Below are 25834 nucleotides of genomic sequence, written 5' to 3'. Positions count from 1 at the left end.
AAGCCCCGCCCCTGTCTCTCGAATAGCTATGTCGCCCCCCGTAACTCCGCGGCGTGCAAAGGAGTTGCGTAACCATGGCGAACTGGCGCGCGCGCCGCGACGTCGATCTCGCGCTGCGGCTGGCGGGGCTGCTGCTCGGCGGGCTCGCCTTCCATCTTTCGGCGCTGCTGGCGCGGCATCTGCACGGCCATCCGGCCGGCTGCGCCGGCGCGCGCGACCTGCTGATCGCGACGATCCTGTTCCTCAGCGGCAGCGTCGGCGCCGCGCTGTTCTTCGTCGGCCGCCACCTGCTCGACGAGGTGCGCGTGTCGCAGCGCTGGGCGCGCCGCACCTGACCCCTTTTTCCACCCTCTTCTCACCCTCTTCTCACCCCTTCGGCCCCCCGCGAGCCCCACGACGTTCCTCCTGCGCAGGAATGACTGGGCCGGCGCAACCATGCGCCGGCCCCCTTTTCGATTTCATCGAATGAACGCCCTGAATCTTTACGACTGATCCGGCATCCCATGCCGCGCCAAGGATGGGGTATCGGCGCTGGTCGCCGCCCGAAACCGAAAGGAAGCATCATGGCCCACGGCACCGCCCATATCGGACGCGACACCTATCGCACCGACATCGACGTCAGCGGTCACAGGCTGGTGGCGGACGAGCCGACCGCGCTCGGCGGCGCCGACGCCGGTCCCGCGCCCTATGACCTGATCCTGGCCGGGCTCGGCGCCTGCACCGCGATCACCTTGCGCATGTACGCCGATCGCAAGGACTGGCCGCTGGACAGCGTCGATGTCGCGCTGCGCACCGTGAAGGGCGAACATGGTCTCGAGATCAAACGCACCCTGACCCTCGCCGGCCTCGACGAGGAACAGCGCGCACAGCTCGCCGACGTCGCCGAGCGCACGCCCGTTACCTTGACACTCAAGGGCGGGCTCCCGATCCATACGACCCTCGCCTGACCGCCAACTGCGCCACGGAGACACGCTTGCCCACGCGCCCGTTCGATTTCGTCGGCTCCGCCGGCCACCGCCTGTCCGGCCGCATCGAGATGCCCGAAGGGCGCCCGCGCGGCTGGGCGCTGTTCGCCCACTGCTTCAGCTGCGGCAAGGAGAACCTCGCCGCGGTTCGCATCGCGCGTGCGCTGGCGGGCTGCGGCATCGGTACGCTGCGCTTCGACTTCGCCGGGCTCGGCGCCAGCGAAGGCGCGTTCGGCGCGACCAGCTTCGCCGCGAATGTGCAGGATATCGTCGCCGCCGCGAAGGCGATGGCGGATGCCGGCATGGCGCCCGCCTTGCTGGTCGGCCACAGCTTCGGCGGCGCCGCGGTGATCGCGGCGGCGGGCGACCTGCCGAGCGTGACCGCGATCGCGACGATCGCCGCCCCGTTCGACATCGCCCACACCCTCCACCAGTTCGAACCCGACGCGCTGGCCGCGATCGAAGCCAACGGCCGGGCCGAGGTGTCGCTCGCCGGCCGCGCCTTCCTGGTCGACAAGAACCTCATCGACGATCTTCGCCGCCACGACCAGGGCGCGCGCATCGCCGGGCTGCGCCGTGCGCTGCTGGTGATGCATGGCCCGCGCGACGATACGGTGGGCATCGAGAATGCCGAGCGCATCTTCGTTGCCGCCAAGCACCCCAAGAGCTTCATCTCGCTCGACGATGCCGACCATCTGCTGCACGACCGCGCGGATGCCGATTATGCCGCGCAGACGATCGCGAGCTGGGCGGCGCGCTACCTGCCCGAATTGCCGGAGGGTCCGGCGCTCACGACCGATGCCGAGGCGGAGGAGACCCGCGCCGGCAAGTTCCAGGTGGCGATCCAGGCCGGCGGCAGGCGCTTCCTGGCGGACGAGCCGGTGAGCGTCGGCGGGCTGGGTTCGGGGCCGACGCCCTACAACCTGCTTTCCGCCGCGCTCGCCGCCTGCACGACGATGACGTTGCGACTCTATGCCGACGGCAAGGGCTGGCCGATCTCGCGCATCCGCACCGCGGTCGGCCACCAGCGCCGCGCGGGGCAGACGCCGGCGGACTTCTTCAGCCGCCGCATCTCGATCGAAGGCCCGCTCGACGACGAACAGCGCGCGCGGCTGATGGAGATCGCCGACCGCTGCCCGGTGCACCGCACCCTCGAGCGGGGATCGGCGTTCGCCACGGTTGAAGGCGAACCGCCGGCAGAGGCGGAGCCCGTCGAGGCGCATATGGAAGCGATGGAGCATAGCGCGGCGCAGATCGGGTGAACATCTGCTCCTCTTCAGGGTATCGGGTCGTCCAGTCCGGGTTGGGGGTGGAGGCGAGCGCAGCGCGCTTCCGGCCAAGCCGGAAAATGCACCGCCGGGGGCATTGAGCCCCCGCCGCCGCTCCCCACCCCCCAAACCCCTCCCCTGAAGGGGAGGGGCTAATCGCGTTACGCCACGAAGTTTCCGGCGAACGCCACGTCGGCCAGCGGCTTGCGGTCGCTCGGCACTTCGCGCTGGCGCAAGCCTTCGGGCAGCGTCGCGGGGTCGCCGATCTTGCCGACCGCGATCGCGGCCTCGATGCGGAAATCATCGGGCACGCCCAGTTCGGTCTGCGCGCGCGGGAAGTCGACGCCGCTCATGCCGTGGGTGGCATAGCCGGCGATATGCGCCTGCAGCGCCAGTTGCGCCCAGGCGGCGCCGGCATCGAAGCTGTGGCTGTGCAGGGGCTTGTCGGGGGCGCCCATCGTCGTGGCGGACACGACGAAGATCAGCACCGAGGCGTCCTTCGCCCAGCCCTGGTTGAACGGGATCAACAGATCGAGGAAGCGCGCCCAGTTGGCGTCGCCGCGATGGGCATAGAGGAAGCGCCAGGGCTGGTAGTTGAAGGCCGAGGGCGCCCAGCGCGCGGCATCGAGGATGAGATCGAGATCGGCCTGCGGCATAGCCGATCCGTCGAACGCGCGCGGCGACCAGCGGTCGAGAAACAGGCGGTCGAGCGCAGTGTCGGTGGTACGGTTGGTCATGTGATCCCCCATGAGGCAAGGAAAGGAAAAGCCGGCGCCGCGGGACGCGACGCCGGCTGTCTAAAGCAGGTCAGCGGCGTGCGTCGAGCGCCACGCGGCCGGCGCCGAGCGCGACGATCTGGAGCAGGCCGCCGGCGATCGCGATGTTCTTGAAGAAATGGATGAACTGGTTCTGGTCGGCGAGCTGGTTGTGGAAGCCGAACGCGGCGGCGACCGAGAAGACCGCAAGCGCCGCGGCGACGAAGCGGGTGCGATAGCCGAGGATCAGCGCGATGCCGCCGAGCAGTTCGACCGCCACCGCAACCGCATAGGCGAGGGTGGGCAGCGGCAGGCCGGCAGACGCGATATAGCCGATCGTGCCGGCAGGCGCGGCAAGCTTCGACGCGCCGCTGAGGATGAAGATCGCCGCGATCGCGACGCGGCCGCCGAACGCCGCGACGCCCGCGGCGCGGTGGGTGGAAAGCGGTGCCGCCGCGGCGGCAAGGGTGGTGCTGTTCATCTCGAAACGTCCTTGTCCAAAGCGGCGGCTGCGTCAGCGCGGCGCCGTTGAGAGAGAGATGGACCCGCACCGGCGCATCAAACAGCCGAATAAAATCAATTGAAATGTTCGAAGAATCGGAAAAGGCGATAACGGAACCCGCAAGCCCGCCCGCCGTTGAACGGCCGTAATGACCCGCGGTGCCGCCCTCGCCCTTCTCATGTTTCTGGCCGGCTGCGACACCCTGCCACGCGATCCGGGCGGTACGCTGGAACGGGTCGAAACCACGCACCGGCTGAGGGTAGGTGTTGCCGCCGGTCTTCCGGTATCCCGCACCGATCGCCCCGCGCGCCTGATCGAGGCGCTGGAGCGGCGCACCGGCGCCCGCGCCGAGATCAGGCGCGGCGCGGCGGAGCCGCTGTTCGTGGCGTTGCGCGCGGGCCGCCTCGACCTGGTGATCGCGCCCGTCGCCGCAGACAGCCCGTGGGCGACCGACATCACGTTCGGCCCGCCGCTGGCGACCACCGGCGAAGGCGACGACCGGCTCGATCTCGTCGCCGCGATGCGCAACGGCGAGAATCGCTGGATCATGCTGATCGAGCGCGCCAGCCGGGCGGTCGCGCCCGCCGCGGCGAGCCGATGAGCGGGGGGACCTTTCCCGCGCCGCTCGCGCAGCCGATGCGCCGCGCGGTCCGCCTCGAATGGTGGAACATTGCCTGGACCATCAGCATCGTCGGCGTGATGGGCCTCGTGCTCGGCCAGAGCCAGACGATGAAGACGGCGTGGATCGAGGATATGCTGGGGCTCGTGCCGCCGGCGATGTTCCTGATCGCCGCACGCTTCGAGACGCGCCACGGCCGCTCCGCGCGTTTCCCCTTCGGGTTCGAACGCGTCAACGGGCTCGGCTTCTTCGTTGCCGCGGTCGCGCTGACCGCGGTGGGCGCCTTCCTGCTTTACGACGCGGCGATGACGCTGGTGACCGCGGAACACGCTACGGTCGGCTCGGTCCGCCTGTTCGGGCACGACATCTGGCTGGGCTGGCTGATGATGGGCGCGCAGATCTATGCGATCATCCCGCCGCTCATCATCGGCCGCAAGGAACTGCCGCTGGCCGAGGCGCTGCAGGACAAGCTGCTGCACACCGATGCGCTGATGAACAAGGCCAATTGGATGACGGGCGTCGCCGGGCTGGCCGGCATCGTCGGGCTGGGCCTCGGCTGGTGGTGGGCGGATTCGGTCGCCGCGGCGGCGATCTCGTTCAGCGTGCTCAACGACGGTATCAACGCGCTGCGATCGTCGACCGCCGAACTGGTCGATGGCGCGCCGCGCCGCCTTTCCAGCGCCGACCTGTCCGAGGATGCCGAAGCGGTGAAGGCGTCGCTGGAAACGGCATTTCCGGGCGCCGAGGTGCGGCTGCGCGAGACCGGCCGCCTCATCCGTGCCGAAGTGCACGGCACATTGCCGCCTGCGGAAGCGCTGCCGCCCAGCACCTACTGGCCGAACGAAGAGGATCGCGCATGGCGGCTGGCGCAGGTGAGCTTCGTGCCGCCCGCCGAGAAAGACGACGGTGCACGATAGCCGAATGCGTGGAGCCAGCAGGCGAGCGAAGCCGGGACGCAAACGGTGCGCGAAGCACCATCGCCCCCGGCTTCGCTTAAAAGATACGAAAAGCCGTCATCCGCCCGGCCTTCGTCCCGGATCAGGATCCGGCCGGGCGCAGGTGGTGAAAGCAGTCGCCAATATAAGGGCCCGGATCAGCCGACCGGCTTCAGATGCGGCGAGATGAGCTTGTTCATCTCGAACATCGTCACCTTGTCCTTGCCGAACACCTTGGCGAGCTTTGCATCCGCCAGAATGTCGCGCTTGTTCGCCGGATCCTGAAGACTGTTCTTCTTGATGTAAGCCCACATCGCGCTGACCACTTCGGCGCGCGTCAGTGGTTTGGTACCCACGACTGCACCCAGTTCCGGCGAGGGCTGTACGGGACGATTGAGGCCGTCGGTCTTCTTTTTCGTCTCTGCCATGGCATTATCCTGTCCTAGCGTTATCCGCTGAACTAGCGATGGCGCGATTGGGTCCCTCGTGCAAGCGTCGCGTTATTCCGTTCGGTCCGGTCTGCGACCGACCGGGAGGGGGATTCGCTCGGGCGCGGCAGGGGTCCGGGCTATTCGCGGCGGCGCTCAGCGGGCGGCGGCAAGGCTTCGTCGCGGCGCTCCGGCGCGGACGGAGGCGGGTCGTTCCCGGGCGGGCGCGTCTCCAGTTCGATGCCCTGCGGGCCGATGCGCAGCCCCACACCGACGTCGCCGATCCTGCCGTCCACCGACAGGCTGTCATTGCCGACGTCGACGGCGATGTCGCCGACATTACCGATATTGCCGATCAGCGCGCCTTCATCCTCGTCCTCGCCCTCTTCGATCGCGCGTGGCGCCGCGCGCGGCTGCACGCCCAGCGCCGACGCCGTGAAATCGCGCCACACACGCGCCGGCAGGCCGCCGCCATTGACGCCGGAGAGCGGGCTGTTGTCGTCATTGCCCACCCACACGCCGGTGACGAGATCGCCGGCGAAGCCGATGAAGATCGCGTCGCGATTGTCCTGGCTGGTGCCCGTCTTGCCATAGACCGGGATCGAGAGGGCCGCAGCGCGGCCGGTGCCGCGCTTGACCACCGAGGACAGCAGGTCCTTCAGCGCCGGCAGCACCTCATCCTCGTCGAACGGGCGCTGCCGATCCCACACCGAATCGAACCAGCTTTCGCGCACGTCGGGCAACCCGCGCGGGCGCACGGGATAGCGGTTGCCGGCGACCGCGGCATAGGCGGCGGTCATTTCGATCAGGGTCGTGCCGGAACTGCCCAGCGCCAGCGTGGCATCGTCGGCCAGCGTGCTGCGCACCCCCAGGTCGCGCGCGGCGCGGATCACATTCTTGCGCCCGACCTTCTCCGACAGCCGCACCGCCGCGACGTTGGAGGAAACCGCGAACGCCTCCCGCAGCGTGATCTCGCCGCGGTAGCGATCGCCGGAGTTGCGCGGGCTCCAGGTGCCGATCGTCAGCGGCTTGTCTTCCACCGTGTCGTCGGGGCGCAGGCCGGCGCGCAACGCGGCGAGATAGACGAACAGCTTGAAGGTCGATCCAGACTGGCGCCGCGCCTGGGTGGCGCGGTTGAACGCGCCATCGGCATAGGTGCGTCCGCCGATCATCGCGACCACCTGCCCATCCGGGCGCATCGCCACCAGCGCGACATCCGCCTTGCGCAGCCCGGCGTTGCGCACCGCGCGTTCGGCATAGCCCTGCAGCTTGCGGTCGAGCGTGGTCTTCACTTCCTGTTCGGCGTAGACCGCGCCCGCGCCGTCACGCGCCTGCGCCATCGCCCAGTCCGAAAACCAGGTCCCGGTGGGCAGCGCCTTGACCCGGCGGAGCTTCAGCCGCGCGGGGCCGGCGCGATCGGCCACGGCCTTGTCGATGAAGCCGGCATCGAGCATCGCCGCGACGACCAGCTTCTGGCGCGCGCGGGCACCCTCCAGATTGCTGCTCGGCGCCAGCCGCGACGGCGCCTTGAGCAGCCCGGCGAGCATCGCCGCCTGGCCGACGCTCAGATCCTCCGGCGGCACGCTGAAATAATGCTGCGCGGCGGCGCGCAGGCCGTAGACATTGTCGCCGAAATAGACGTTCGACAAATAGCGCGCGAGGATCTCGTCCTTGGAGAGCCGCGCCTCCAGCCAGAACGCGATCAGCATCTCGCGCGCCTTGCGGCCGAAGGTTCGATCGGCATCGAGGAAGGCGACCTTGGCGAGCTGCTGGGTGATGGTGCTGCCGCCCTCCCGCACGCCGCCGGCGCGCAGATTGTTCCAGGCGGCGCGCATGATCCCCCAGGGATCGACGCCCCAATGCTCCCGGAAGCGGCGATCCTCGATCGCCATGAAGGCGTGCGGCACGTGTGCGGGCAGCTCCGCGATCACCACCGGCGCGTCGATGATCGCGCCGCGCCGCGCGATCGGCGTGCCGTCCGCCGCGAGCAAGGTGATCCGCGGCGCCGCGACCGGCTGCAGCGAGCGCGACAGCGGCGCGGTGATCGCGAGATAGCCGACGAGCAGCATGAAGATGAGCAGGAAGGCGAGCAGCCCCAGCTTGATCCGGCGGATGACGCGCGACAGCCGCGACGGCGGCAGCGGCACGGGCTGCCCGGCCGAATCGAGCGGCGGCACCGCAGACGGGTCAGCCGGCGGCGGAGCTGCGGGAACCGGCTCGGGACGGCGGTCTCGCGACCAGAACATCAGCGGCGAAACCGGGGACATGGCATGATGGGAGCTGTCATACCTTGGCAATACAGCCAATGCGAGACCGAAAAATTGCCGTACGTCACAGTTTGAGCTAACAGCCGCCGCGCCAGAGGATCGGGCGGCCGCTGCCTTCGCTTGCGAGGGGAGAGGAAAGTCCGGGCTCCACGGAAACACGGTGCCGGGTAACACCCGGCGGGGCGCGTATCTTCGGGCACGCGCTTCAGGGACAGTGCAACAGAAAGCAGGTCGCCGAAGCTTCGGCCAGGTGACAGTGAAAGGGTGCGGTAAGAGCGCACCGCGCCCCCGGCAACGGGGGTGGCATGGCAAACCCCACCGGGAGCAAGACCGAATAGGGGCGACACCGGGTCTCGTACCCGAGGGCCTGGTTCCGGCCCGTCGCCCGGGTTGGTTGCTTGAGGCACGGAGCGATCCGTGCCCTAGAGGAATGGTCGCCCAGTCCCCCTTGGGGATGGACAGAACCCGGCTTACAGATCCTCTGGCATGAGATTCCGGCGCGCCGCCCAGGCGGCGCGCCCAGTGAGGAGAAGGCAACAGCGATGCTGCGATGGCCCCGCCCCGTCCCCGCCGCCGCGCCGCGCCGGAGCGCGCGATGCGCAGCCTGAACCGCGGCGAACGCGCGCTGGCCTATGCGCTGGCCGGGATCGCCGGCTTCGTCGACGGCGTCGGCTTCGTCTGGCTCGGCGGCTATTTCGTGTCGTTCATGAGCGGCAATTCCACGCGGCTCGCGGTCGCCGCCGCGGGCGGTGCCTGGGAACAGGCGCTGTTCGGGCTGGGGCTGGTGGCGCTGTTCATCGGCGGCGTCGCCGGTGGCCACCTGATCGCCGCCCGCGCCGGCAGCGATCATGCGCGCATCCGCCGGCTGCTGCTGGTGGAGGCGCTGCTGCTGCTGGTCGCCGCATGGCTGTTCCGCATCGGGATGGGCGGCAGCGCGATCCCGCTGATGGTGCTGGCGATGGGGCTGGCCAATGCGATCGTCGCACCCGACGGGCAGGGCTTCGCCGTCACCTACATGACCGGCGCGCTGGTGCGGATCGGCGAAGGCATCGCCAACAGCAAGACCGGCGCGCGCGGCACGATATTGCCCTGGCTGTTGCTGTGGCTGGCGCTGGTCGGCGGCGCGGTCACCGGCGGCGTGCTGAGCCTGCGCTGGGGCGGCATCGTGCTCGGCCTGCCGGCGGCGGCGCTGCTCGTGCTGGCGCTCTCCGTGCGCGCACCCTCCCGCAAGGCCGGCGATGGCCCATGGCAAAACCCGCCGCCCGCATCTACATGAGCTTGGATGGCGCGTTCCTCCCGATCCTATGACTGGGGCTTCCCCCGCTGGCGTGGCTATGGCTCGAAGCGGGAGGCGGTCGAGGTGCGCCTGTGCGACCGCCACGGCTGCGACCGGCCGGGCGACCGGCCCGCGCCCAAGTCTCCCAACAGCCCGGAACGCTGGTATTTCTGCGAGGAACATGCCGCGGAATACAACCGCAACTGGAACTATTTCGAAGGGCTGAACGCCGAGGAGGCCGCCGCGCGCGAGGCGCAGGAGCGGCGCTCTGCTGCCGGCTATGCCGAGGCCTCGCACTATGGCTGGGGCGGCGCGGGCGACGGCACCCGATCGCGCGATGAACTGCGCGCGCTCGCGGTGCTGGGGCTGGAGAGCGACGCCGATTTCGACATGGTGAAGACCGCATGGCGCGCGCTCGCCAAGACGAACCATCCCGATGTAAACCGGGGCGACGCTGCGGCGGCGGAGCGTTTCCAGGCGATCCAGGCCGCCTATGAAGTGCTGCGCGCCGCCGAGGAGCGGCGGACCCAGCCGAGCCGCGCGCGTTGAAGACGAGCGTCAGATCCGACTGGCGCGGCACCGTGCTGGTGTGCGCGAAATGTTCGAAGAAGGTCGGCGGCGGTTTTGGCGAGAAGGGCAAGACCCCGCTCGCCAAGGCGCTGAAGAAGTATCTCGGCGCGCGCAAGGGGCGCAAATCGCCGATCGGCATTCTCGAGGTCCGCTGCCTGGGCGTCTGCCCCGGCGGCGCGGTAACGGTGGTGGACGGCAACAATCCCCGGCAGTGGCTGCTCGTCCGCCCGGGAACCGACATCGACGAGGTGGCCGGGCTACTGGCCGAAGCGCCGGCGCCGACCGGCTGACCGCTCTCGACGCCGCTGCGGCGCTGGGGCATGGTCGCGCCGCACCGCCGACCATCGGCGACACGCCAAGGGGACCCTGGAATGATCGCTGCGCACGGGCGGGCCTTGCTCGCTTCGACCCTGATTCTCGCCGCCGCAGCGGGCGCCGGAACCCGGCTGCCGGCGCAGTCGCGCGGTGCCGATCCGGCGGTGCAGCGCGGTTACGATGCCTGGCAGCGCAACGACTATGCGGCGGCGGTGGCCGAATGGCGCAAGCCCGCCGCGGCGGGCAATGCCGACGCGCAATACAATCTCGGCCAGGCCTATAAATATGGCCGCGGCGTGCCTGCCGACCTCAAGCAGGCGGAAGACTGGTTCCGCCGTGCCGCGGTGCAGGGCCATCTGCAGGCCGCCGACAATTACGGGCTGCTGCTGTTCCAGGACAATCGCCGCGCGGAAGCGATGCCGTGGCTTGAGAAGTCGGCGGCGCGCGGCGAGCCGCGCACGCAATATTTCCTGGGCGTCGCGCTGTTCAACGGCGATGGCCTGCCGCGCGACTGGCCGCGCGCCTATGCCCTGATGACCCGCGCCTCCGCCGCCGGCCTCGCCGCCGCGAAGCGGGCGCTGGGCGAGATGGACAAGCATATCCCGGCCGACCAGCGCCGCCGCGGCACCGAGATGGCCGCCGCGATGGCGCGCGGTGCACCGGTGCCCAAGCCGGTGGCGGCGCCGACGCCGAAGCCCACTCCGGCTCCATCGCCTGCGCCGCGGCCCGCGCCGCGCCCGACGCCTGCCCCTGCTCCCGCTCCCGCAGCCCCCCGCCCTGCCCCGGTGCCGGCGGCGGGCGGTGCCTGGCGCATCCAGCTCGGCGCGTTCGGCGACGCCGCCAATGCCGACAAGCTGTGGAGCCGCCTGTCGCAGCGCGTCAGCGGCCTTGGCGGCCTTACGTCCTACAAGGTCAGGGCGGGTTCGGTGACGCGCCTGCAGGCCGGCCCGATCGCCACCAAGGCGGCCGCCGACCGACTGTGCACCGCGGTGACCGCGGCGGGCAATCCATGCATCGCGGTGAAGCCGTAGGGTTCATTGTCCTCCCCCGGCGCGCAGCGTCGGAGAGGACAATTCAGTCGGCGTTCGCCCATTCCGAGCGCGGCAACCCCATCGCATAGAGCAGCACGCTGAGATCGCCGTTGCGCACGCGCGCGTCGGCCGCCGCGGCGACCTTGGGCTTGGCGTGATAGGCGACGCCGAGGCCAGCCACGCCGATCATCAGCAGGTCGTTGGCGCCGTCACCGATCGCGATGCTCCGTTCGGCGCCGATGCTGAGCGCCGCGAGCGCGCCGATCAGCACCTCGCGCTTGGTTTCGGCGCCTACGATCGGCCGCGCGACGGTGCCGTCGAGCCGACCGTCGGCCAGGCCGAGGCGGTTGGAGATGGCGCGGTTGAAGCCGATCTGCCGGGCGACCGGATCCGCGAAATGGGTGAAGCCGCCCGACACGAGGATCGCGGTGCCGCCGCGCGCGCGCACCGTCCGCACCAGCGCCCTGGCGCCCGGCATGATCGTCACCCGCTCGGCGAGGCAGCGGTCGAGCATCGCAGCGTCCATGTCGCGCAGCAGGCCGACGCGCGCATCGAGCGCGGCCTCGAAATCCAGCTCGCCGCGCATCGCGCGTTCGGTGACCTCGGCGACCTGCGGCTTGATACCGGCATAGTCGGCCAGCTCGTCGATGCATTCGACGGTGATCATCGTCGAATCCATGTCCGCCACCAGCAAGGTCTTCAGCCGGTGCTCGGGCTTCTGGACGATCACGTCGATGCCGGGCAGCGCCGCCTCGATTGCATCGCGCACCGCGAACGGCTCCGCACCGATCGCGAGATCCGCGGCGATGCCGGCTTCGATCCAGCGCGTCCCACCCGGCTGGCCGCCCGCGGCGGCGGCCGCGTCGCGCGCAATGTCGAGGGCGCTCTCTTCAAGCCCCGTCAATGCTATCAGCGTCGCGATGTACAATGATCTTCCTCCCACCGGCACCCGGGTGGCGCTCATCGCAGGGCCGACCGCCAGCGGCAAGTCGGCATTGGCGCTGGCCGTTGCCGAGCGCCTGCCCGCGACCATCGTCAACGCCGATTCGGCGCAGGTCTATCGCGACCTGCGCATCCTTTCCGCCCGCCCCTCGATCGCGGAGGAAGCACGAGCACCGCATGCGCTGTTCGGTTATATCGACGGGGCGGAGGCCTGTTCGGCGGCGCGCTGGGCCGCCGATGCGCGCCGCGCGATCGTCGACAGCGCCGCCGCCGGCCGCCTGCCGATCCTGGTCGGCGGCACCGGCCTGTATCTGCGCACCCTGCTCAACGGCATCGCCCCGATCCCCGACATCGATCCGGCGGTGCGTGCCGCGGTGCGCGCGCTGCCGGTGGCGGAGGCGCATGAAGCGCTTTCGAGGGAAGACCCCGCCGCCGCGGCGCGCCTCGCCCCTGCCGACACCACCCGCGTCGCCCGCGCGCTCGAGGTGATCCGCTCCACCGGCCGGACGATCGCGGCGTGGCAGGCGGACCTCAGCGGCGGCATCGGCGATCGCATCCGGCTGGCCCCGCTGCTGCTGCTGCCGCCGCGCGACTGGCTGCAGAAGCGCTGCGACGACCGCTTCGTGACGATGCTCGAAACCGGGGGAATCGGCGAGGCCGAAGCGCTCGCGGCGCGCGCCCTCGACCCCGCCCTGCCGGTGATGCGCGCGATCGGCGTGCCCGAAATTCTTGCCTGGCGCACGGGTGAGATCGACCGCGAAACCATGATGGTTCGCGCGCAGACCGCGACCCGCCAATACGCAAAACGCCAATATACCTGGTTCAGCCGGCAACCCCCAGAGGACTGGCCACGCATCACCGCGCAATTGAATGACGACGATATTGATGATTTAGCAATAAAATTAGCCAATCAATCGTTGACACCATAGTTTATTGCCTTTAGCGGAGCCGGCCTTGCCAAGGCCTTCGCCCGTTGCGAGAGGCCCGGCAGATTTGCACGAGGACGACATGGCCACCGAACTGAGCGGCGCTGATATATTGGTCGAAGCCCTGAGCGATCTCGGGGTCGAGGTCGTATTCGGCTATCCGGGCGGCGCCGTGCTTCCCATCTATGATGCGCTGTTCAAGCAGAAGCGCATCCGCCACATCCTGGTGCGCCACGAACAGGCGGCGACGCACGCGGCGGAGGGCTATGCGCGCTCCACCGGCAAACCCGGCGTCGTGCTCGTCACCTCGGGCCCGGGCGCGACCAACGCGATCACCGGCATCACCGATGCGCTGATGGATTCGATCCCGATGGTCGTCATCACCGGGCAGGTCGCGACGCACCTGATCGGCAGCGACGCCTTCCAGGAAGCCGACACCGTCGGGCTGACGCGCCACTGCTCGAAGCACAACTATCTGGTGAAGTCGCCGGCGAAGCTGGGCGACACGATCCACGAGGCGTTCCACATCGCAACCTCAGGCCGTCCCGGACCCGTCGTCATCGACATTCCCAAGGACGTCCAGGTCGCGACCGCGCTCTATCGCAAGCCCGGCGCGATCCAGCACAAGACCTATCGCCCGCAGGTGAAGGCCGATCCCAAGCTGATCGAGACCGCGGTCGACATGCTGGCGGCGGCCGAGCGGCCGATCCTCTACACCGGCGGCGGCGTGATCAACGCCGGCCCGGGCGCTTCGGCGGTGCTGCGCGAGCTGGCGCGGATCACCGGCGCGCCCGTCACCTCGACGCTGATGGGCCTCGGCGCCTTCCCCGCCTCGTCCGACCAGTGGCTGGGCATGCTGGGCATGCACGGCACCTATGAGGCGAACCTGGCGATGAACCAGGCCGACCTCATCCTCTGCCTGGGCGCGCGCTTCGACGATCGCGTGACCGGCCGGCTGGATGCGTTCGCCCCCAATTCGCGCAAGATCCACATCGATATCGACCGCTCGTCGATCAACAAGACGGTGCGGGTGGATCTGGGCATCGTCGGCGACGTCGGCCGCGCGATGGAAGACATGGTCCGCATCTGGAAGGCGCGCCAGCACCCGAAGGTCGACCTGACCGGCTGGTGGCAGCGGATCGAGGAATGGCGCAGCCGCAAGTCGCTGTCCTACCCCGAATCCAAGACCGAGATCATGCCGCAGCTCGCCATCCGGCGGCTGTGGGAAGCCACGCGGGCGAAGAAGCCGATCATCACCACCGAGGTGGGCCAGCACCAGATGTGGGCGGCGCAGCATTTCGACTTCGAGGGGCCGAACAAGTGGCTGACCTCGGGCGGGCTCGGCACGATGGGCTATGGCCTGCCCGCCGCGATCGGCGCGCAGGTGGGCAACCCCAACGCGCTGGTGATCGACATCGCCGGCGAGGCGTCGATCCAGATGAACATCCAGGAACTGGCGACGGCGGTGCAATATCGCCTGCCGGTGAAGGTGTTCATCCTCAACAACGAATATATGGGCATGGTCCGCCAGTGGCAGGAACTGACCTATTCCAGCCGCTATTCGGAAAGCTACAGCGAGGCCCTGCCGGACTTCGTGCGGCTGGCCGAGGCCTATGGCTGGAAGGGCATCCGCATCGACGGCACGCAGGAACTGGATGCCGGCATCGCCGAGATGATCGCGTATGACGGCCCGGTGATGGTCGATTGCCGCGTGGCGAAGCTCGCCAACTGCTTCCCGATGATCCCGTCGGGCGCCGCCCATACCGAGATGATGCTCCATTCGGACGAGGTTTCCGGCGAGTTGGGCGACGAAGCGAAGGCGCTGGTCTGATGCACATCAAGGAAGAAGCGAAAGAGCGGCACACGCTCTCGGTGATCGTCGACAACGAAGCCGGCGTGCTCGCCCGCATCGCCGGCCTGTTCACCGCGCGCGGCTACAACATCGAAAGCCTGACCGTCACCGACATCAGCGCCGACGACCTGATCAGCCGCATCACCATCGTCACCTCCGCCTCGGCATCGGTGATGGAACAGATCATCGCCCAGCTCGAGCGGCTGGTGCCGGTGCACAAGGTGATCGACCTGACCGCGCTCGGCCCGCATGTCGAACGCGAACTCGCGCTGGTGAAGGTGGCCGGCACCGGCGACCATCGCATCGAGGCGCTGCGGCTGGCCGAGGTCTATCGCGCGCGCGTGGTCGATGCGACCACCTCCAGCTTCGTGTTCGAGGTGACCGGCGGCACCGAGAAGATCGACAAGTTCATCGAACTGATGCGCGAGGTCGGCCTGATCGAGGTCGCCCGCACCGGCATCGTGGCGATCGCACGGGGCAAGGAAGCGGCGTAAGCGGCTTCGCGCCATCATATCCGTTCACCCCGAGTAGCCATTGAGCCTGGCGAAATGGCGTATCGAAGGGCCCGGCACGATCCTTCGATACGGGTCTTCGCCAAGCTCAGCCCCTACTCAGGACGAACGGTTCGGAATTGATATGCCCCTTGCGGGGCACGCTTTGGAAAGAGGGAATGACAATGCGGGTTTACTACGATCGCGACGCCGACCTGAAGCTCGTCACGGGCAAGAAGATCGCCATCGTCGGCTATGGCAGCCAGGGCCATGCCCATGCGCAGAACCTGCGCGATTCGGGTGTGGACCAGGTCGCGATCGCGCTGCGCGGCGGCTCGGCGACCGCGAAGAAGGCCGAGGGCGCCGGCTTCAAGGTGATGTCCAACGCCGAAGCCGCGCAGTGGGCCGACATCGTCATGATCCTCGCGCCCGACGAGCATCAGGCCGCGATCTACGCCGAAGACCTGCACGCCAATATGCGCCAGGGCGCGGCGCTGGCCTTCGCGCACGGCCTCAACGTCCATTTCGGCCTGATCGAGCCGCGCGCCGACCTCGACGTGATCATGATCGCGCCGAAGGGCCCCGGCCACACCGTGCGTTCGGAATATGTCCGCGGCGGCGGCGTGCCCTGCCTGATCGCGGTGGCGCAGGATGCCAGCGGCAACGCGCACGACGTGGCGCTCGCTTATGCCTCGGCGGTCGGCGGCGGCCGTTCGGGCATCATCGAGACCGACTTCAAGGAAGAGTGCGAAACCGACCTGTTCGGCGAGCAGGCGGTGCTCTGCGGCGGCCTGACCCACCTGATCCAGGCGGGCTTCGAAACGCTGGTCGAGGCCGGCTATTCGCCCGAGATGGCCTATTTCGAGTGCCTCCACGAGGTGAAGCTGATCGTCGACCTGATGTATGAGGGCGGCATCGCCAACATGCGCTACTCGATCTCGAACACCGCCGAATATGGCGACATCACCACCGGCCCGCGCCTGATCACCGACGAGACCAAGGCCGAGATGAAGCGCGTGCTGGCCGACATCCAGTCGGGCCGCTTCGTGAAGAACTTCGTGCTCGACAACCGCGTCGGCCAGCCCGAGCTAAAGGCGGCGCGCAAGGCGGCAGCCGCGCACCCGATCGAGAAGGTCGGTTCCGAACTGCGCGCGATGATGCCGTGGATCGGCGCCAACAAGCTGGTCGACAAGGACCGGAACTGAGCCTTGACGGGAAGGTCGCCGCGCGACCTTCCCGCCTCTCCGGCGGGCTGGCTGCCGACCCGCATCGCGCGGTTCAGCGCCCCCGCCCGAGACTGTCGGCGATGATCCGGCTCAGCACCCGGACGCCCTCGGCCGACGGATGGATATGGTCGCTGTAGAGTGCGCGCGACCACCTTTTGTCCGCCTTGACGCAGGTGATCGTCAGGCCGGGAAGCCTCGCGACGTCCGGCAGTTCGAAACCGCACGGATCCACGCCCGGAAGCTCGGCCTGGTCGGGATAGAAGATCAGGTGGATCGGCTTGCGCGCGGCGGTGACCAGCGCACCCATATCGGCGACATTGTCTCTCGGCGTGAGCTTGAGACCGGGCGGCGGCCGGGGACGGCGATAGGGCGTCCGAACCTTCGCGGGATCGACGGGCTTTCCGAAGATGCGGTACCATTTCCGCCGGATCGCGCTCCACAGGAGCGACCGCGGCTGCGGCTCCGCCACGCGCGGGTGCGACAGTTTCGACGCCCAGGACGATGGCCATCTGAAGTCCTTGGCGTTCAGCAGGAATATGATCTCATCCACGCCCTGCACGACCTCGGGATGATCCCGCAGATATTGCAGTTCGTTCTGCAGTGCCCAGCTCGGCGCGCTGATCGGCCAGACCTTGCCGCCCGATACCGCCTCCAGTTGCGGCCCCAATTTGTCGGCTTGGGTGAACTGGCCCCCGAAGACGAGGCTGTCCCCGATCAGGAGGATATCCTTCCGCGCGGTCGGCCTGAACGGGCTGGCGGTTCCCATGCTGCGTTCATTGAACACCCATAGCCGGCCATAGGCGGACCCCGATTGGCTGGGCAGCGGAATGTATCCGATGCGGTTGTCCGCATGATAGAGCGGCCGCCCGGCATGCGTTGCCCAGCCGTGAACCCTCAGAATCGCCTCGCCGGCCAGCAGCGACAGCGGCACGATCGCCAGCATGATCGCCGCGGATCTCACGCCAAATCTCATATGCGATCGTCTCTCCTCAGCGGTCGGCATCGAGTGTCGTCGCGATGATCCCGGCCAGCACGCGCGTCCCCTGCAGCGAAGGGTGGATGTCATCGGCGTAATATGTCGGGCGCCAGCGCGCATCCTGCTTGACGCACCGGACGATGATGCCGGGTACGCGCGCGACCGCCGGCAGGGGAAAACCGCACGCATCGCTGCCGGCCGCCTGCGCCTGGTCGGGATAGAAGATCAGGACGATCGGCTTGCGCGCGGCGGTGACCAGCGCGGTCAGATCGGCCACGATATCGCGCGGCGCGACGCGCATGGCGGCAGGCACGTGCACCGGAACCGGATCGGGCCGAATCCCCGTCAGACGACGGACATGGCGCAGGCTCGCTTCCCACAGCAGCGATCGCGGCGGCGGCGGCAGCGGGTGCTTCTGGTCGGTCTTCCACGAGGTCGGCAGCCCGAAATCCAGCGCGTTCAGGACGAAGACGATCCGGTCGGCGCCCGCCACGACCTGCGGGTGGTCACGCAGATACTGCAACTCGTTCTGCATCGCCCAGCTCGGTGCGCTGATCGGCCAGACCCGCCCGCCCAACGCCTTTTCGAGCTGCGGCCCCAGCTTGTCCGGCTGCGAGATGTGCCCGCCGAACACGATGCTGTCGCCCACCAGCAGGATGTCGCGCCCGGCCGTGGGCGCGAACGGGCGTTCGGTGCCCATGCTGAGGTCGTTGAGCACCCAGCGCCCGCCGCGATAGGTGCCCGACTGGTTGGGGAGCGGAATATAGCCGATGCGGTTGTCCGCATGATAATAGGGCAGGCTGTCGGTGCGAACCGGCGCCTTCATCCGAAGGGCGATTTCCGCGCCGGCGACGATCGCCAGCGCCGCCGCGCCGAGGATGAGAACCGACCTTCCCACGCCTGCCATTTCACTTGCCCCCCATTGCCGGTAAGGACGCCGCACCACCTGCCGATGTCCGTCGCGCGCGCCGTGTTCGATATTCGCCGGTGGATTGCCGGCGCCTATCTGGCGCCCCCGAGAGGATTTTGGATGATTCGTCGCAGATGAAGACCAGCTATCACCGGATCGCCACCGGCGCGACCGCGCACGCGGCGCAACTCGCGGCGCTCGCGGAGGGCAGCCGGCTGCGCACGCTTTCCCCGCGCAAGGGGCTGGACTTCGCCTCCAACGACTATCTCGGCCTTGCGGGAAGCGCTGACCTGCGCGCCGCGGTGGCCGATGCGGTGGCGGCCGGCGTTCCGGTCGGTTCGGGCGGATCGCGGCTGCTGCGCGGCAATCATGAGGAACATGAGGCGGTCGAGGCGGAGGCGGCGCGCCATTATGGCAGCGAGGCGGCCCTGTTCCTCGCCACCGGCTTCGCCGCCAACGCGGCGCTGTTCGGCACCTTGCCTCAGCGCGGCGACCTCGTCGTCCATGACGAACTGATCCATGCCAGCACGCATGACGGCATGAAGCTGGGCCGCGCCGGGCGCGTCGCCGCGCGCCACAACGATGTGCAGAGCTTCGCCGATGCGATCGCGCGCTGGCGAGCCGGCGGCGGTACCGGGCAGGTCTGGATCGCGGTCGAGAGCCTCTACAGCATGGACGGCGACCAGGCGCCGCTCGCCGACCTCCACGCGCTCGCCCGCGCCGAAGGCGGCTGGCTGGTGGTGGACGAGGCGCATGCCACCGGCGTGTTCGGCCCCGGCGGGCGCGGGCTTGCCCATGCCATCGCGGGCGAACCCGACGTGCTGAGCCTGCACACCTGCGGCAAGGCGCTGGGCGTGGAGGGCGCGCTGCTGTGCGGCTCGCGCGTGCTGATCGACTTCCTCGTCAACCGCGGCCGGCCCTTCATCTTCTCGACCGCGCCCTCGCCGCTGATCGCGCATGCCGTGCGCCACGCGATCCGGCTGAGCGCCGCCGCGGACGATCGCCGCGCCGCGCTCAGCGCCCGGTTCGACCATGCCAATGCGCAGCTCGCCGCGCGGCTGGGCGTGCCGCGCACCGGCAGCCAGATCATCCCCGTCATCATCGGCGACAACGGCCTGACGATGCGCACCGGCGCCGCGCTGCAGGCGGGCGGCTTCGACGTGCGCGGCATCCGCCCGCCGACCGTGCCCGAGGGCACCGCGCGGCTGCGCCTGTCGATCACGCTCAACGTGACGCGCGACGATATCGACGCGCTGGTCGACCTGATGGCGGGATCGCTCGCCGAGGCGGCATGAGCGCGCGCTTCGTCGTCACCGGCACCGATACCGGCATCGGCAAGACGCTGTTCAGCGCCGCGCTGTGCGGGGCGATCGGCGCAACCTACTGGAAGCCGGTCCAGTCCGGGCTGGAGGAGGAAACCGACAGCGAGGCCGTCGCCCGCCTTTCCGGCGCGCGCGTGCTGCCCGAAGCGTGGCGGCTCGCCCTGCCCGCCTCCCCGCACCTCTCGGCCGAGCGCGAGGGCGTCACCATCGATGTCGATGCGCTGGCGCCGCCTGCCACAGACGCCCCGCTGGTGATCGAGGGCGCCGGCGGCGCGCTGGTGCCGCTGACCCGCGAGACGCTCTACGCCGACCTGTTCGCGCGCTGGGCGATCCCGGCGATCGTCTGCGCGCGCACCATGCTCGGCACGATCAATCACAGCCTGCTGACGATCGAGGCGCTGAAGGCGCGCGGCGTGCCGATCCTGGGCATCGCCTTCATCGGCGAGGCGATGGCGGACAGCGAGGCGATCATCCCCGCGCTTTCGGGCGTGCGGCGCCTCGGCCGGCTCGACCGGCTGGCGGACGTGACCCCCGCTACGCTTGCCGCCGCCTTCGCGCGCGGGTTCGACACGCAGGATTTCCGATGAACCAATCCCCCGTCTGGCACGCCTTCACCCAGCATGGCCTGGGCGAACCGGTGCCCTTGATCGAGCGCGCCGAGGGCGCCTGGCTCCATGGCGCGGACGGCAGCCGCTGGCTCGACGCCATCTCCTCCTGGTGGGTGACGACGCACGGCCACTGCCATCCGCGCATCATGGCGGCGATCCGCGCACAGACCGAACGGCTCGACCAGCTCATCTTCGCCGGCTGGACGCACCAACCGGCCGAAGACCTGGCGCGCGGCCTGCGCGCAATCATGCCGGAGACGCTGACCCGGGTGTTCTTTTCGGACAGCGGATCGACCGCGGTCGAGGTGGCGCTCAAGATGGCGCTCGGCCACTGGGCCAATCTCGGCACGCCGCGCCACCGCATCGTCGTGATGGAGCACAGCTATCATGGCGACACGATCGGCGCGATGTCGGTGGGCGCGCGCGGCGTGTTCAACCAGGCTTATGCGCCTTTGCTGTTCGACGTCGTGCGCATCCCCTTTCCCGCCGCGGGTGCGGAGCAGGCGACGATCGACGCGCTGGACGCCGCCTGTCGCGAAGCGCCGGCACCCGCCGCGCTGATCGTCGAGCCGCTGCTGCTCGGCGCGGGCGGCATGCTGGGCTATGGCGCGGCGACGCTCGCCGAGCTGGCCGCGGTCTGCGCGCGGCACGACGTGCTGTTCATCGCGGACGAGGTGATGACCGGCTGGGGCCGCACCGGCACATTGCTGGCGTGCGAGCAGGCGGGCGTCGTGCCCGACATCCTCTGCCTTTCCAAGGGGCTGACCGGCGGCGCGCTGCCGCTGGCGGTGACGATGGCGGCGGAGCGGATCTTCGAATCGCATTACTCGACCGATCGCACCAAGACCTTCTTCCATTCCTCCAGCTACACCGCCAACCCGATCGCCTGCGCCGCCGCCAACGCCAATCTGGCGATCTGGACGGAAGAGCCGGTGCTGGAGCGGATCTCCGCGCTGGGCACGATGCAGGCCGAGCGGCTGGCGGACATCAGCCTCCACCCCCGCGTCGAGGCCCCCCGCAGGATCGGCACGATCGCCGCGTTCGACATCGCCGCGCCCGAGGGCGGCTATCTGGCGGCGATCGGACCGAAGCTGACCGCCTTCTTCCGCGATCGCGGGCTGCTGCTGCGGCCGCTGGGCAGCACCGTCTACGTCATGCCGCCCTACTGCGTGACCGGCGATGAACTGGATCTCGTCTATTCGGCGATCGGCGAAGCGCTGGAGAGCCTGTTCGATGATCTCCAAACCGGTTCGCCCTGAGTAGCGGCCGAGCGAAGTCGAAGACGCGTATCGAAGGCCCAAATTCGGAGCCGGACCCTTCGATACCGGCCTTCGCCAAGCTCAGCTCCTGCCCAGGGCGAACGGGCATATGGATCAGGACAAGTCTTACGGCAGCACGGATTTCTGGATCGCACCGCACCCCCATGCTAGGGCGGCAGCCGGCCATTTCCGCCAGAAATTACAGGGATGTTGAACGATGCGTGCACTCCTGATCGCAAGCGCCTGCCTCGCCGCCGTCGCGGTTCCCGTCGTCGCGCAGCAGACGATGTCGGTTCCGGGCGCGAAGGATCCCAAGCGGGTCACCGCCGGCACCTATACCGTCGATTCCGGCCACACCCAGGTCGAGTGGCGCGTCAACCATCTCGGCTTCAATGACTATTTCGGCCTGTTCGGCAGCGCCACCGGCACGCTGGTGCTCGATCCGGCCAAGCCCGCCGCCTCTACCGTTTCGATCGAGATCCCGATCAACAAGGTGGCGACCAGCCATGACGGGCTCACCAAGCATCTGCTGGGTGCCGATTTCTTCGATGCCGAGAAATTCCCGACCGCGACCTTCAAATCGACCGCGGTCACCGTCCATGGCGAGCATGCCACCGTGGCAGGCAATCTGACGATCAAGGGCGTGACCAAGCCGGCCACGCTGGACGTGCAGTTCAGCGGCGCGGGCAAGATGCCTGAACAGATGGGCGGCAAGGAAGGCCTGGGCTTCCACGCCACCACCAAGATCAAGCGCAGCGATTTCGGCATCAGCTATGGCATCCCGATGGTGCCGGACGAGGTGCCGCTGCAGATCAGCGTGGCCTTCATGAAGCAGTGATTTCGGGCATCGGGCGGTAGACACGGCCCGCCGTTCCGGATTAAGGAGGCCGCGATGGCATTGTATCGCGGCCTCCTTCTGCTTCGACTTACGCGCCCTTAGGCGCGTGCGTTTCTGCGCGGCCTACGGGGCCGCGCCGCCGCCTAAGGGCTGATCCGAACCGACCGATCAACCGCCTGCCGCGGCGCGGGCGAAGCAGAACGAGACCTGAGCCATGTTGCGCGATCCTTCCGTCAAATACCGTCCCTTTCCGCAGGTCGATCTGCCCAACCGGCAATGGCCCGCGCGCACGATCACCAAGGCGCCGATCTGGCTTTCCACCGACATGCGCGACGGCAACCAGGCGCTGATCGACCCGATGGACAGCGAGAAGAAGACGCGCTTCTTCGACCTGCTGGTGAAGGTGGGCCTGAAGGAGATCGAGGTCGGCTTCCCCTCCGCCGGCGCCACCGAGTTCGATTTCATCTCCGGCCTCGTCCGCAACGATCGCATCCCCGAGGACGTGACGGTCCAGGTGCTGACCCAGTCGCGCGCCGACCTGATCGAGACCAGCTTCAAGAGCCTGGAAGGTGCGAAGACCGCGATCGTCCACCTCTACAACGCGGTCTCGCCGGCATGGCGCAACATCGTGTTCCGGATGAGCCGTCCCGAGATCCGCGACATCGCGGTGATGGGCGCCAAGCTGCTGCGGGACGAGGCGGCCAAGCGCCCCGGCACCGACTGGCGCTTCGAATATTCGCCCGAAACCTTCTCCACCGCCGAGCTGGATTTCAGCCTGGAGGTGTGCGCGGCGGTGATGGATATCCTGAAGCCCACCCCCGAAAAGCCGCTGATCCTGAACCTGCCGGCGACGGTGGAGGCGGCGACGCCCAACATCTATGCCGACCAGATCGAATGGATGCACCGCAACCTGCCCGACCGCGACAGCGTGCTGATCAGCCTGCACCCGCACAATGATCGCGGCACAGGCGTCGCCGCGGCGGAGCTGGGTCTGATGGCGGGCGCCGACCGCGTCGAAGGCTGCCTGTTCGGCAATGGCGAGCGCACCGGCAACGTCGATCTGGTGACGCTGGGGCTGAACCTCTACACGCAGGGCGTCGATCCGGAGCTGGACTTCTCGGACATCGACGAGGTCATCCGCACCGTCGAATATTGCAACGCGATCCCGGTCCACCCGCGCCACCCCTATGCCGGGGACCTGGTGTTCACCGCCTTTTCCGGCAGCCATCAGGACGCGATCAAGAAGGGCTTCGCGGCGCAGGAGCAGCGCAACGACGAATATTGGGAAGTCCCCTACCTGCCGATCGACCCGGCCGATCTGGGCCGCAGCTATGAGGCGGTGATCCGCGTCAATTCGCAGAGCGGCAAGGGTGGCGTCGCCTGGGTGCTGGAACAGGACAAGGGGCTGAAGCTGCCGAAGCGGCTGCAGGCCGATTTCAGCCGCCATGTGCAGGCGCTGGCCGATGAGACCAGCCGCGAACTGCATGCCGGCGACATCTGGCAGGCCTTCGCCAGCACCTACCGGCTGGAGGGCGAGCAGCGCTACACACTCGACGCTTATGACGAGACCCGCGCGCCCAATGGCGACCGCATCTTTTCCGGGCACATCAACGTCGATGGCCAGATGCGCTCGGTCAGCGGCCGCGGCAACGGCCTGATCTCCAGCGTCGTCGCGGCGCTGCGCGACCAGTGCGACATCGACCTCGACGTCGCCGACTATAGCGAGCATGCGATCGGCAAGGGCTCCAACGTGCAGGCGGCGGCCTATGTCGAATGCCGTACCGGCGAGGGCCGCACCGTCTGGGGCGTGGGGATCGACGAGGATGTCGCCACCGCCTCGGTCCGCGCGGTGCTGAGCGCGGCGAACGCGATCTGAGAATTCCTCCCCGGCCACGGGGAGGGGGACCGCCGGTGCAACCGGTGGTGGTGGGGCGCCGGCCGAGGGCCGGCCCACCGGAACAAGCCGCTGCGCGGCTGCCCCTCCACCATGCTGCGCATGGTCCCCCTCCCCGAGCAAAGCTCGGGGAGGAAAAGGAAATGCCCGCCATGCCACGATCCTGGCTGATCACCGGCTATGCCATGTCCGCGGTCGGCGCGATGCTGTTCGCGACCAAGGGCGTCGTCGTGAAGCTGACCTATGCGCATGATGTGAGCGTGCTCGCTCTGCTGGCGTTGCGGATGCTGCTCTCCACGCCGGTGTTCGTCGCGGTCGGCATCGTCGAGTGGCGACGGCGGCCGGTGCATGAGCGGCCGGGGGCGAAAGCGATCGCCGCCGCCGCCGCGGTCGGCATGATCGGCTATCACCTCTCGTCGTGGCTCGATTTCGAGGGGCTGGCGCGGCTCGACGCGCAGTCCGAACGGCTGATGCTGTTCACCTACCCCTTCCTCGTCATCCTGTTCGGCCGGCTGATCTTCAAGCGCCCCTTCGCGCCGCACGCGGTGCTGGGCGCGCTGATGAGCTATGCCGGCATCGCCGCGATGTTCGGCGGCGCACCCGCGCGGCTGACCGATAGTGCGCTGACCGGCGCCGCCTTCGTGCTGACCGCCGCGGTCAGCTTCGCGCTCTACCAGCTGTTCGCGCGCGAACTGATCGTGAAGTGCGGCGCCGCGCTGTTCACCGCCATCGCGATGAGCGCTGCGGGGCTCTCATTGCTCGCGCAATTCTTCCTGACGCACCCGGTGAGCGAACTTGCGGTCGAGGCGTCGGCCTGGCCGCTGATACTCACCCTGGCGCTGTTCGCCACCGTCGTCCCCGCCTTCCTGATGTCGGCGGGCACCGCGCGCATCGGCGCGCAGGCCAATGCGATCATCGCGACGTTGAGCCCGACGGTGACGATCCTGCTGGCGGTGATGCTGCTCGGCGAACCGTTCGGCTGGCCCGAGGCGCTGGGCACCGTGCTGGTGCTGAGCGGCGTCGGCCTGTTCATGCTGGTCGACGCGGCGCGAACGCGGCGTGCGGCGATCAGCGCGCCGCCATCGCCCGCGGCGCCACCGCCATCGCCCGGATCTTCGCCTCCGGCGCGTTGACGATCTGAAGCACGTAGCGGCCCGGCACGACATCGAACTCGACGATCTTCGCGATCCCCGAGCAATCCGGGCCATGGCCGTGCGCGACGGAGGCGACCGGCACCCAGCGCTTCGGCCCCGCGACCAGATCGACCCAGGCGCGCCCGTCGAGCGCGACCTTGAGCCGCCCGGCGCGCTCAACGCGGATCGCCATCAACCCGCCATGCGTGCCCGGCAGCACCGGCTTCGCCGGCGCGACGAGGAACGCCACCTTCTCGACCGGGTAGAGCGAGACGCGCGTGGCGAGCCCGCGCAGCAGGTGCGCGCGCGGATAATATTTGGTCATCGCGCGGTCGGTGGCGGGCGCCGTCCAGCCGACGAGGTCGTCGGGCAGCGGCGCAGGCTTTGCCGGGCAGGTCGGCGCCGCGGCCTCGGAGGCGGCAGGCGCCTCCTGCGCGTTCGCGGCAACGGGCATCGCCGCCGCCATCAGCATCATGCCGGACCAGAGCCGCAACCGATCGCCCATCGCTCGTCCCTTCTTACGCCA

Annotated in this window: 27 protein-coding genes and 1 other RNA gene; 20 read left to right on the top strand and 8 right to left on the bottom strand. The window is 68.9% G+C overall.

What is annotated here, in order from left to right:
- The first annotated feature begins 74 nt into the window (after positions 1 to 74).
- The 3 genes from NX02_RS05315 to NX02_RS05305 all read left to right on the top strand — a co-directional run bounded on the left by NX02_RS05315 (position 75) and on the right by NX02_RS05305 (position 2227).
- The gene (locus NX02_RS05315) at positions 75 to 335 is read left to right on the top strand and encodes a hypothetical protein (RefSeq protein ID WP_025291159.1); all 261 of its coding nucleotides are present in this window, start codon (positions 75 to 77) and stop codon (positions 333 to 335) included.
- 228 nt (positions 336 to 563) lie between these two features.
- Positions 564 to 947: an OsmC family protein gene (locus tag NX02_RS05310; RefSeq protein ID WP_025291158.1), complete on the top strand. Its 384-nt coding sequence runs from the start codon at positions 564 to 566 to the stop codon at positions 945 to 947.
- A 26-nt stretch (positions 948 to 973) separates the two neighbouring features.
- Positions 974 to 2227: a bifunctional alpha/beta hydrolase/OsmC family protein gene (locus NX02_RS05305; RefSeq protein WP_025291157.1), complete on the top strand. Its 1254-nt coding sequence runs from the start codon at positions 974 to 976 to the stop codon at positions 2225 to 2227.
- A 167-nt stretch (positions 2228 to 2394) separates the two neighbouring features.
- On the opposite strand, the gene NX02_RS05300 is transcribed toward NX02_RS05305, so the two are convergent.
- Both NX02_RS05300 and NX02_RS05295 read right to left on the bottom strand, forming a co-directional pair.
- Positions 2395 to 2970, bottom strand: a complete 576-nt coding sequence (locus tag NX02_RS05300) for a nitroreductase family protein (protein ID WP_025291156.1) — start codon at positions 2968 to 2970, stop codon at positions 2395 to 2397.
- A 70-nt stretch (positions 2971 to 3040) separates the two neighbouring features.
- Positions 3041 to 3469 carry a DoxX family protein gene (locus NX02_RS05295; protein ID WP_025291155.1) on the bottom strand — a complete coding sequence of 143 codons (429 nt, stop codon included), beginning with the start codon at positions 3467 to 3469 and terminating at the stop codon, positions 3041 to 3043.
- Between the two features lie 169 nt (positions 3470 to 3638).
- Here NX02_RS05295 and NX02_RS05290 point away from each other — a divergent pair, with 169 nt between their 5' ends.
- On the top strand, positions 3639 to 4091 hold the full coding sequence (locus NX02_RS05290) for a hypothetical protein (RefSeq protein ID WP_025291154.1): 453 nt from the start codon (positions 3639 to 3641) through the stop codon (positions 4089 to 4091).
- Complete coding sequence (locus tag NX02_RS05285; protein WP_025291153.1) at positions 4088 to 5026, top strand: cation efflux transmembrane domain-containing protein; 939 nt, start codon at positions 4088 to 4090, stop codon at positions 5024 to 5026. Before NX02_RS05290 ends, NX02_RS05285 begins: the two co-directional genes overlap by 4 nt.
- Positions 5027 to 5202: 176 nt before the next feature.
- Here the strand turns inward: NX02_RS05285 and NX02_RS05280 are convergent, their stop codons facing one another.
- Complete coding sequence (locus tag NX02_RS05280; RefSeq protein WP_025291152.1) at positions 5203 to 5472, bottom strand: SWIB/MDM2 domain-containing protein; 270 nt, start codon at positions 5470 to 5472, stop codon at positions 5203 to 5205.
- Between the two features lie 140 nt (positions 5473 to 5612).
- Complete coding sequence (locus tag NX02_RS05275) at positions 5613 to 7739, bottom strand: transglycosylase domain-containing protein (protein ID WP_084717618.1); 2127 nt, start codon at positions 7737 to 7739, stop codon at positions 5613 to 5615.
- A 91-nt stretch (positions 7740 to 7830) separates the two neighbouring features.
- Here NX02_RS05275 and rnpB point away from each other — a divergent pair.
- From rnpB to NX02_RS05255, 5 genes are all read left to right on the top strand, one after another.
- Positions 7831 to 8228, top strand: an RNA gene (gene rnpB / locus NX02_RS31095) — RNase P RNA component class A.
- Between the two features lie 61 nt (positions 8229 to 8289).
- A complete protein-coding gene (locus NX02_RS05270) occupies positions 8290 to 9015 on the top strand; it encodes a YoaK family protein (protein ID WP_053000604.1) in 726 nt (241 codons plus the stop codon).
- Between the two features lie 6 nt (positions 9016 to 9021).
- Complete coding sequence (locus NX02_RS05265; RefSeq protein WP_025291149.1) at positions 9022 to 9564, top strand: J domain-containing protein; 543 nt, start codon at positions 9022 to 9024, stop codon at positions 9562 to 9564.
- Positions 9561 to 9875 carry a hypothetical protein gene (locus tag NX02_RS05260; protein ID WP_025291148.1) on the top strand — a complete coding sequence of 105 codons (315 nt, stop codon included), beginning with the start codon at positions 9561 to 9563 and terminating at the stop codon, positions 9873 to 9875. Before NX02_RS05265 ends, NX02_RS05260 begins: the two co-directional genes overlap by 4 nt.
- Positions 9876 to 9956: 81 nt before the next feature.
- The gene (locus tag NX02_RS05255; protein ID WP_025291147.1) at positions 9957 to 10931 is read left to right on the top strand and encodes an SPOR domain-containing protein; all 975 of its coding nucleotides are present in this window, start codon (positions 9957 to 9959) and stop codon (positions 10929 to 10931) included.
- 43 nt (positions 10932 to 10974) lie between these two features.
- Here NX02_RS05255 and serB read toward each other — a convergent pair whose 3' ends face one another.
- Complete coding sequence (serB, locus tag NX02_RS05250) at positions 10975 to 11859, bottom strand: phosphoserine phosphatase SerB (RefSeq protein ID WP_025291146.1); 885 nt, start codon at positions 11857 to 11859, stop codon at positions 10975 to 10977.
- Here serB and miaA point away from each other — a divergent pair.
- From miaA to ilvC, 4 genes are all read left to right on the top strand, one after another.
- Positions 11852 to 12802, top strand: coding sequence for a tRNA (adenosine(37)-N6)-dimethylallyltransferase MiaA (miaA, locus tag NX02_RS05245; RefSeq protein ID WP_039997135.1), 951 nt, complete (start codon positions 11852 to 11854; stop codon positions 12800 to 12802). The genes serB and miaA overlap by 8 nt on opposite strands.
- Positions 12803 to 12881: 79 nt before the next feature.
- Entirely contained in the window at positions 12882 to 14630 is a 1749-nt protein-coding gene (locus NX02_RS05240; protein ID WP_025291145.1) for an acetolactate synthase 3 large subunit, read from the top strand.
- Entirely contained in the window at positions 14630 to 15145 is a 516-nt protein-coding gene (gene ilvN / locus NX02_RS05235; protein WP_025291144.1) for an acetolactate synthase small subunit, read from the top strand. Before NX02_RS05240 ends, ilvN begins: the two co-directional genes overlap by 1 nt.
- A gap of 182 nt (positions 15146 to 15327) precedes the next feature.
- Positions 15328 to 16347, top strand: a complete 1020-nt coding sequence (gene ilvC / locus NX02_RS05230) for a ketol-acid reductoisomerase (protein ID WP_025291143.1) — start codon at positions 15328 to 15330, stop codon at positions 16345 to 16347.
- Between the two features lie 73 nt (positions 16348 to 16420).
- On the opposite strand, the gene NX02_RS05225 is transcribed toward ilvC, so the two are convergent.
- Together NX02_RS05225 and NX02_RS05220 are read right to left on the bottom strand one after the other, a co-directional pair.
- Complete coding sequence (locus NX02_RS05225) at positions 16421 to 17329, bottom strand: SGNH/GDSL hydrolase family protein (RefSeq protein WP_158013925.1); 909 nt, start codon at positions 17327 to 17329, stop codon at positions 16421 to 16423.
- 28 nt (positions 17330 to 17357) lie between these two features.
- Positions 17358 to 18242, bottom strand: coding sequence for a hypothetical protein (locus NX02_RS05220; RefSeq protein ID WP_158013924.1), 885 nt, complete (start codon positions 18240 to 18242; stop codon positions 17358 to 17360).
- A gap of 146 nt (positions 18243 to 18388) precedes the next feature.
- On the opposite strand from NX02_RS05220, the gene NX02_RS05215 reads away from it, so the two are divergent.
- The 6 genes from NX02_RS05215 to NX02_RS05190 all read left to right on the top strand — a co-directional run bounded on the left by NX02_RS05215 (position 18389) and on the right by NX02_RS05190 (position 25308).
- Positions 18389 to 19549, top strand: coding sequence for an 8-amino-7-oxononanoate synthase (locus tag NX02_RS05215; RefSeq protein WP_084718199.1), 1161 nt, complete (start codon positions 18389 to 18391; stop codon positions 19547 to 19549).
- A complete protein-coding gene (gene bioD / locus NX02_RS05210; RefSeq protein WP_025291139.1) occupies positions 19546 to 20163 on the top strand; it encodes a dethiobiotin synthase in 618 nt (205 codons plus the stop codon). The genes NX02_RS05215 and bioD overlap by 4 nt, the downstream gene beginning before the upstream one ends.
- Positions 20160 to 21443, top strand: coding sequence for an adenosylmethionine--8-amino-7-oxononanoate transaminase (locus NX02_RS05205; RefSeq protein ID WP_025291138.1), 1284 nt, complete (start codon positions 20160 to 20162; stop codon positions 21441 to 21443). The genes bioD and NX02_RS05205 overlap by 4 nt, the downstream gene beginning before the upstream one ends.
- A gap of 217 nt (positions 21444 to 21660) precedes the next feature.
- Positions 21661 to 22281, top strand: a complete 621-nt coding sequence (locus NX02_RS05200; protein ID WP_025291137.1) for a YceI family protein — start codon at positions 21661 to 21663, stop codon at positions 22279 to 22281.
- A 214-nt stretch (positions 22282 to 22495) separates the two neighbouring features.
- Entirely contained in the window at positions 22496 to 24157 is a 1662-nt protein-coding gene (gene leuA, locus NX02_RS05195) for a 2-isopropylmalate synthase (protein WP_025291136.1), read from the top strand.
- 170 nt (positions 24158 to 24327) lie between these two features.
- Complete coding sequence (locus NX02_RS05190) at positions 24328 to 25308, top strand: DMT family transporter (protein WP_025291135.1); 981 nt, start codon at positions 24328 to 24330, stop codon at positions 25306 to 25308.
- Here the strand turns inward: NX02_RS05190 and NX02_RS05185 are convergent.
- Positions 25244 to 25813, bottom strand: a complete 570-nt coding sequence (locus tag NX02_RS05185; protein WP_025291134.1) for a hypothetical protein — start codon at positions 25811 to 25813, stop codon at positions 25244 to 25246. The two genes, NX02_RS05190 and NX02_RS05185, sit on opposite strands and share 65 nt — an antisense overlap.
- Positions 25814 to 25834 lie beyond the last annotated feature (21 nt).

The sequence above is a fragment of the Sphingomonas sanxanigenens DSM 19645 = NX02 genome (assembly GCF_000512205.2).
In the GTDB taxonomy this organism is placed as follows: domain Bacteria; phylum Pseudomonadota; class Alphaproteobacteria; order Sphingomonadales; family Sphingomonadaceae; genus Sphingomonas_D; species Sphingomonas_D sanxanigenens.
Note: the sequence above shows the minus strand (reverse complement) of the source record. Positions and strands in the feature narration are given on the sequence as shown.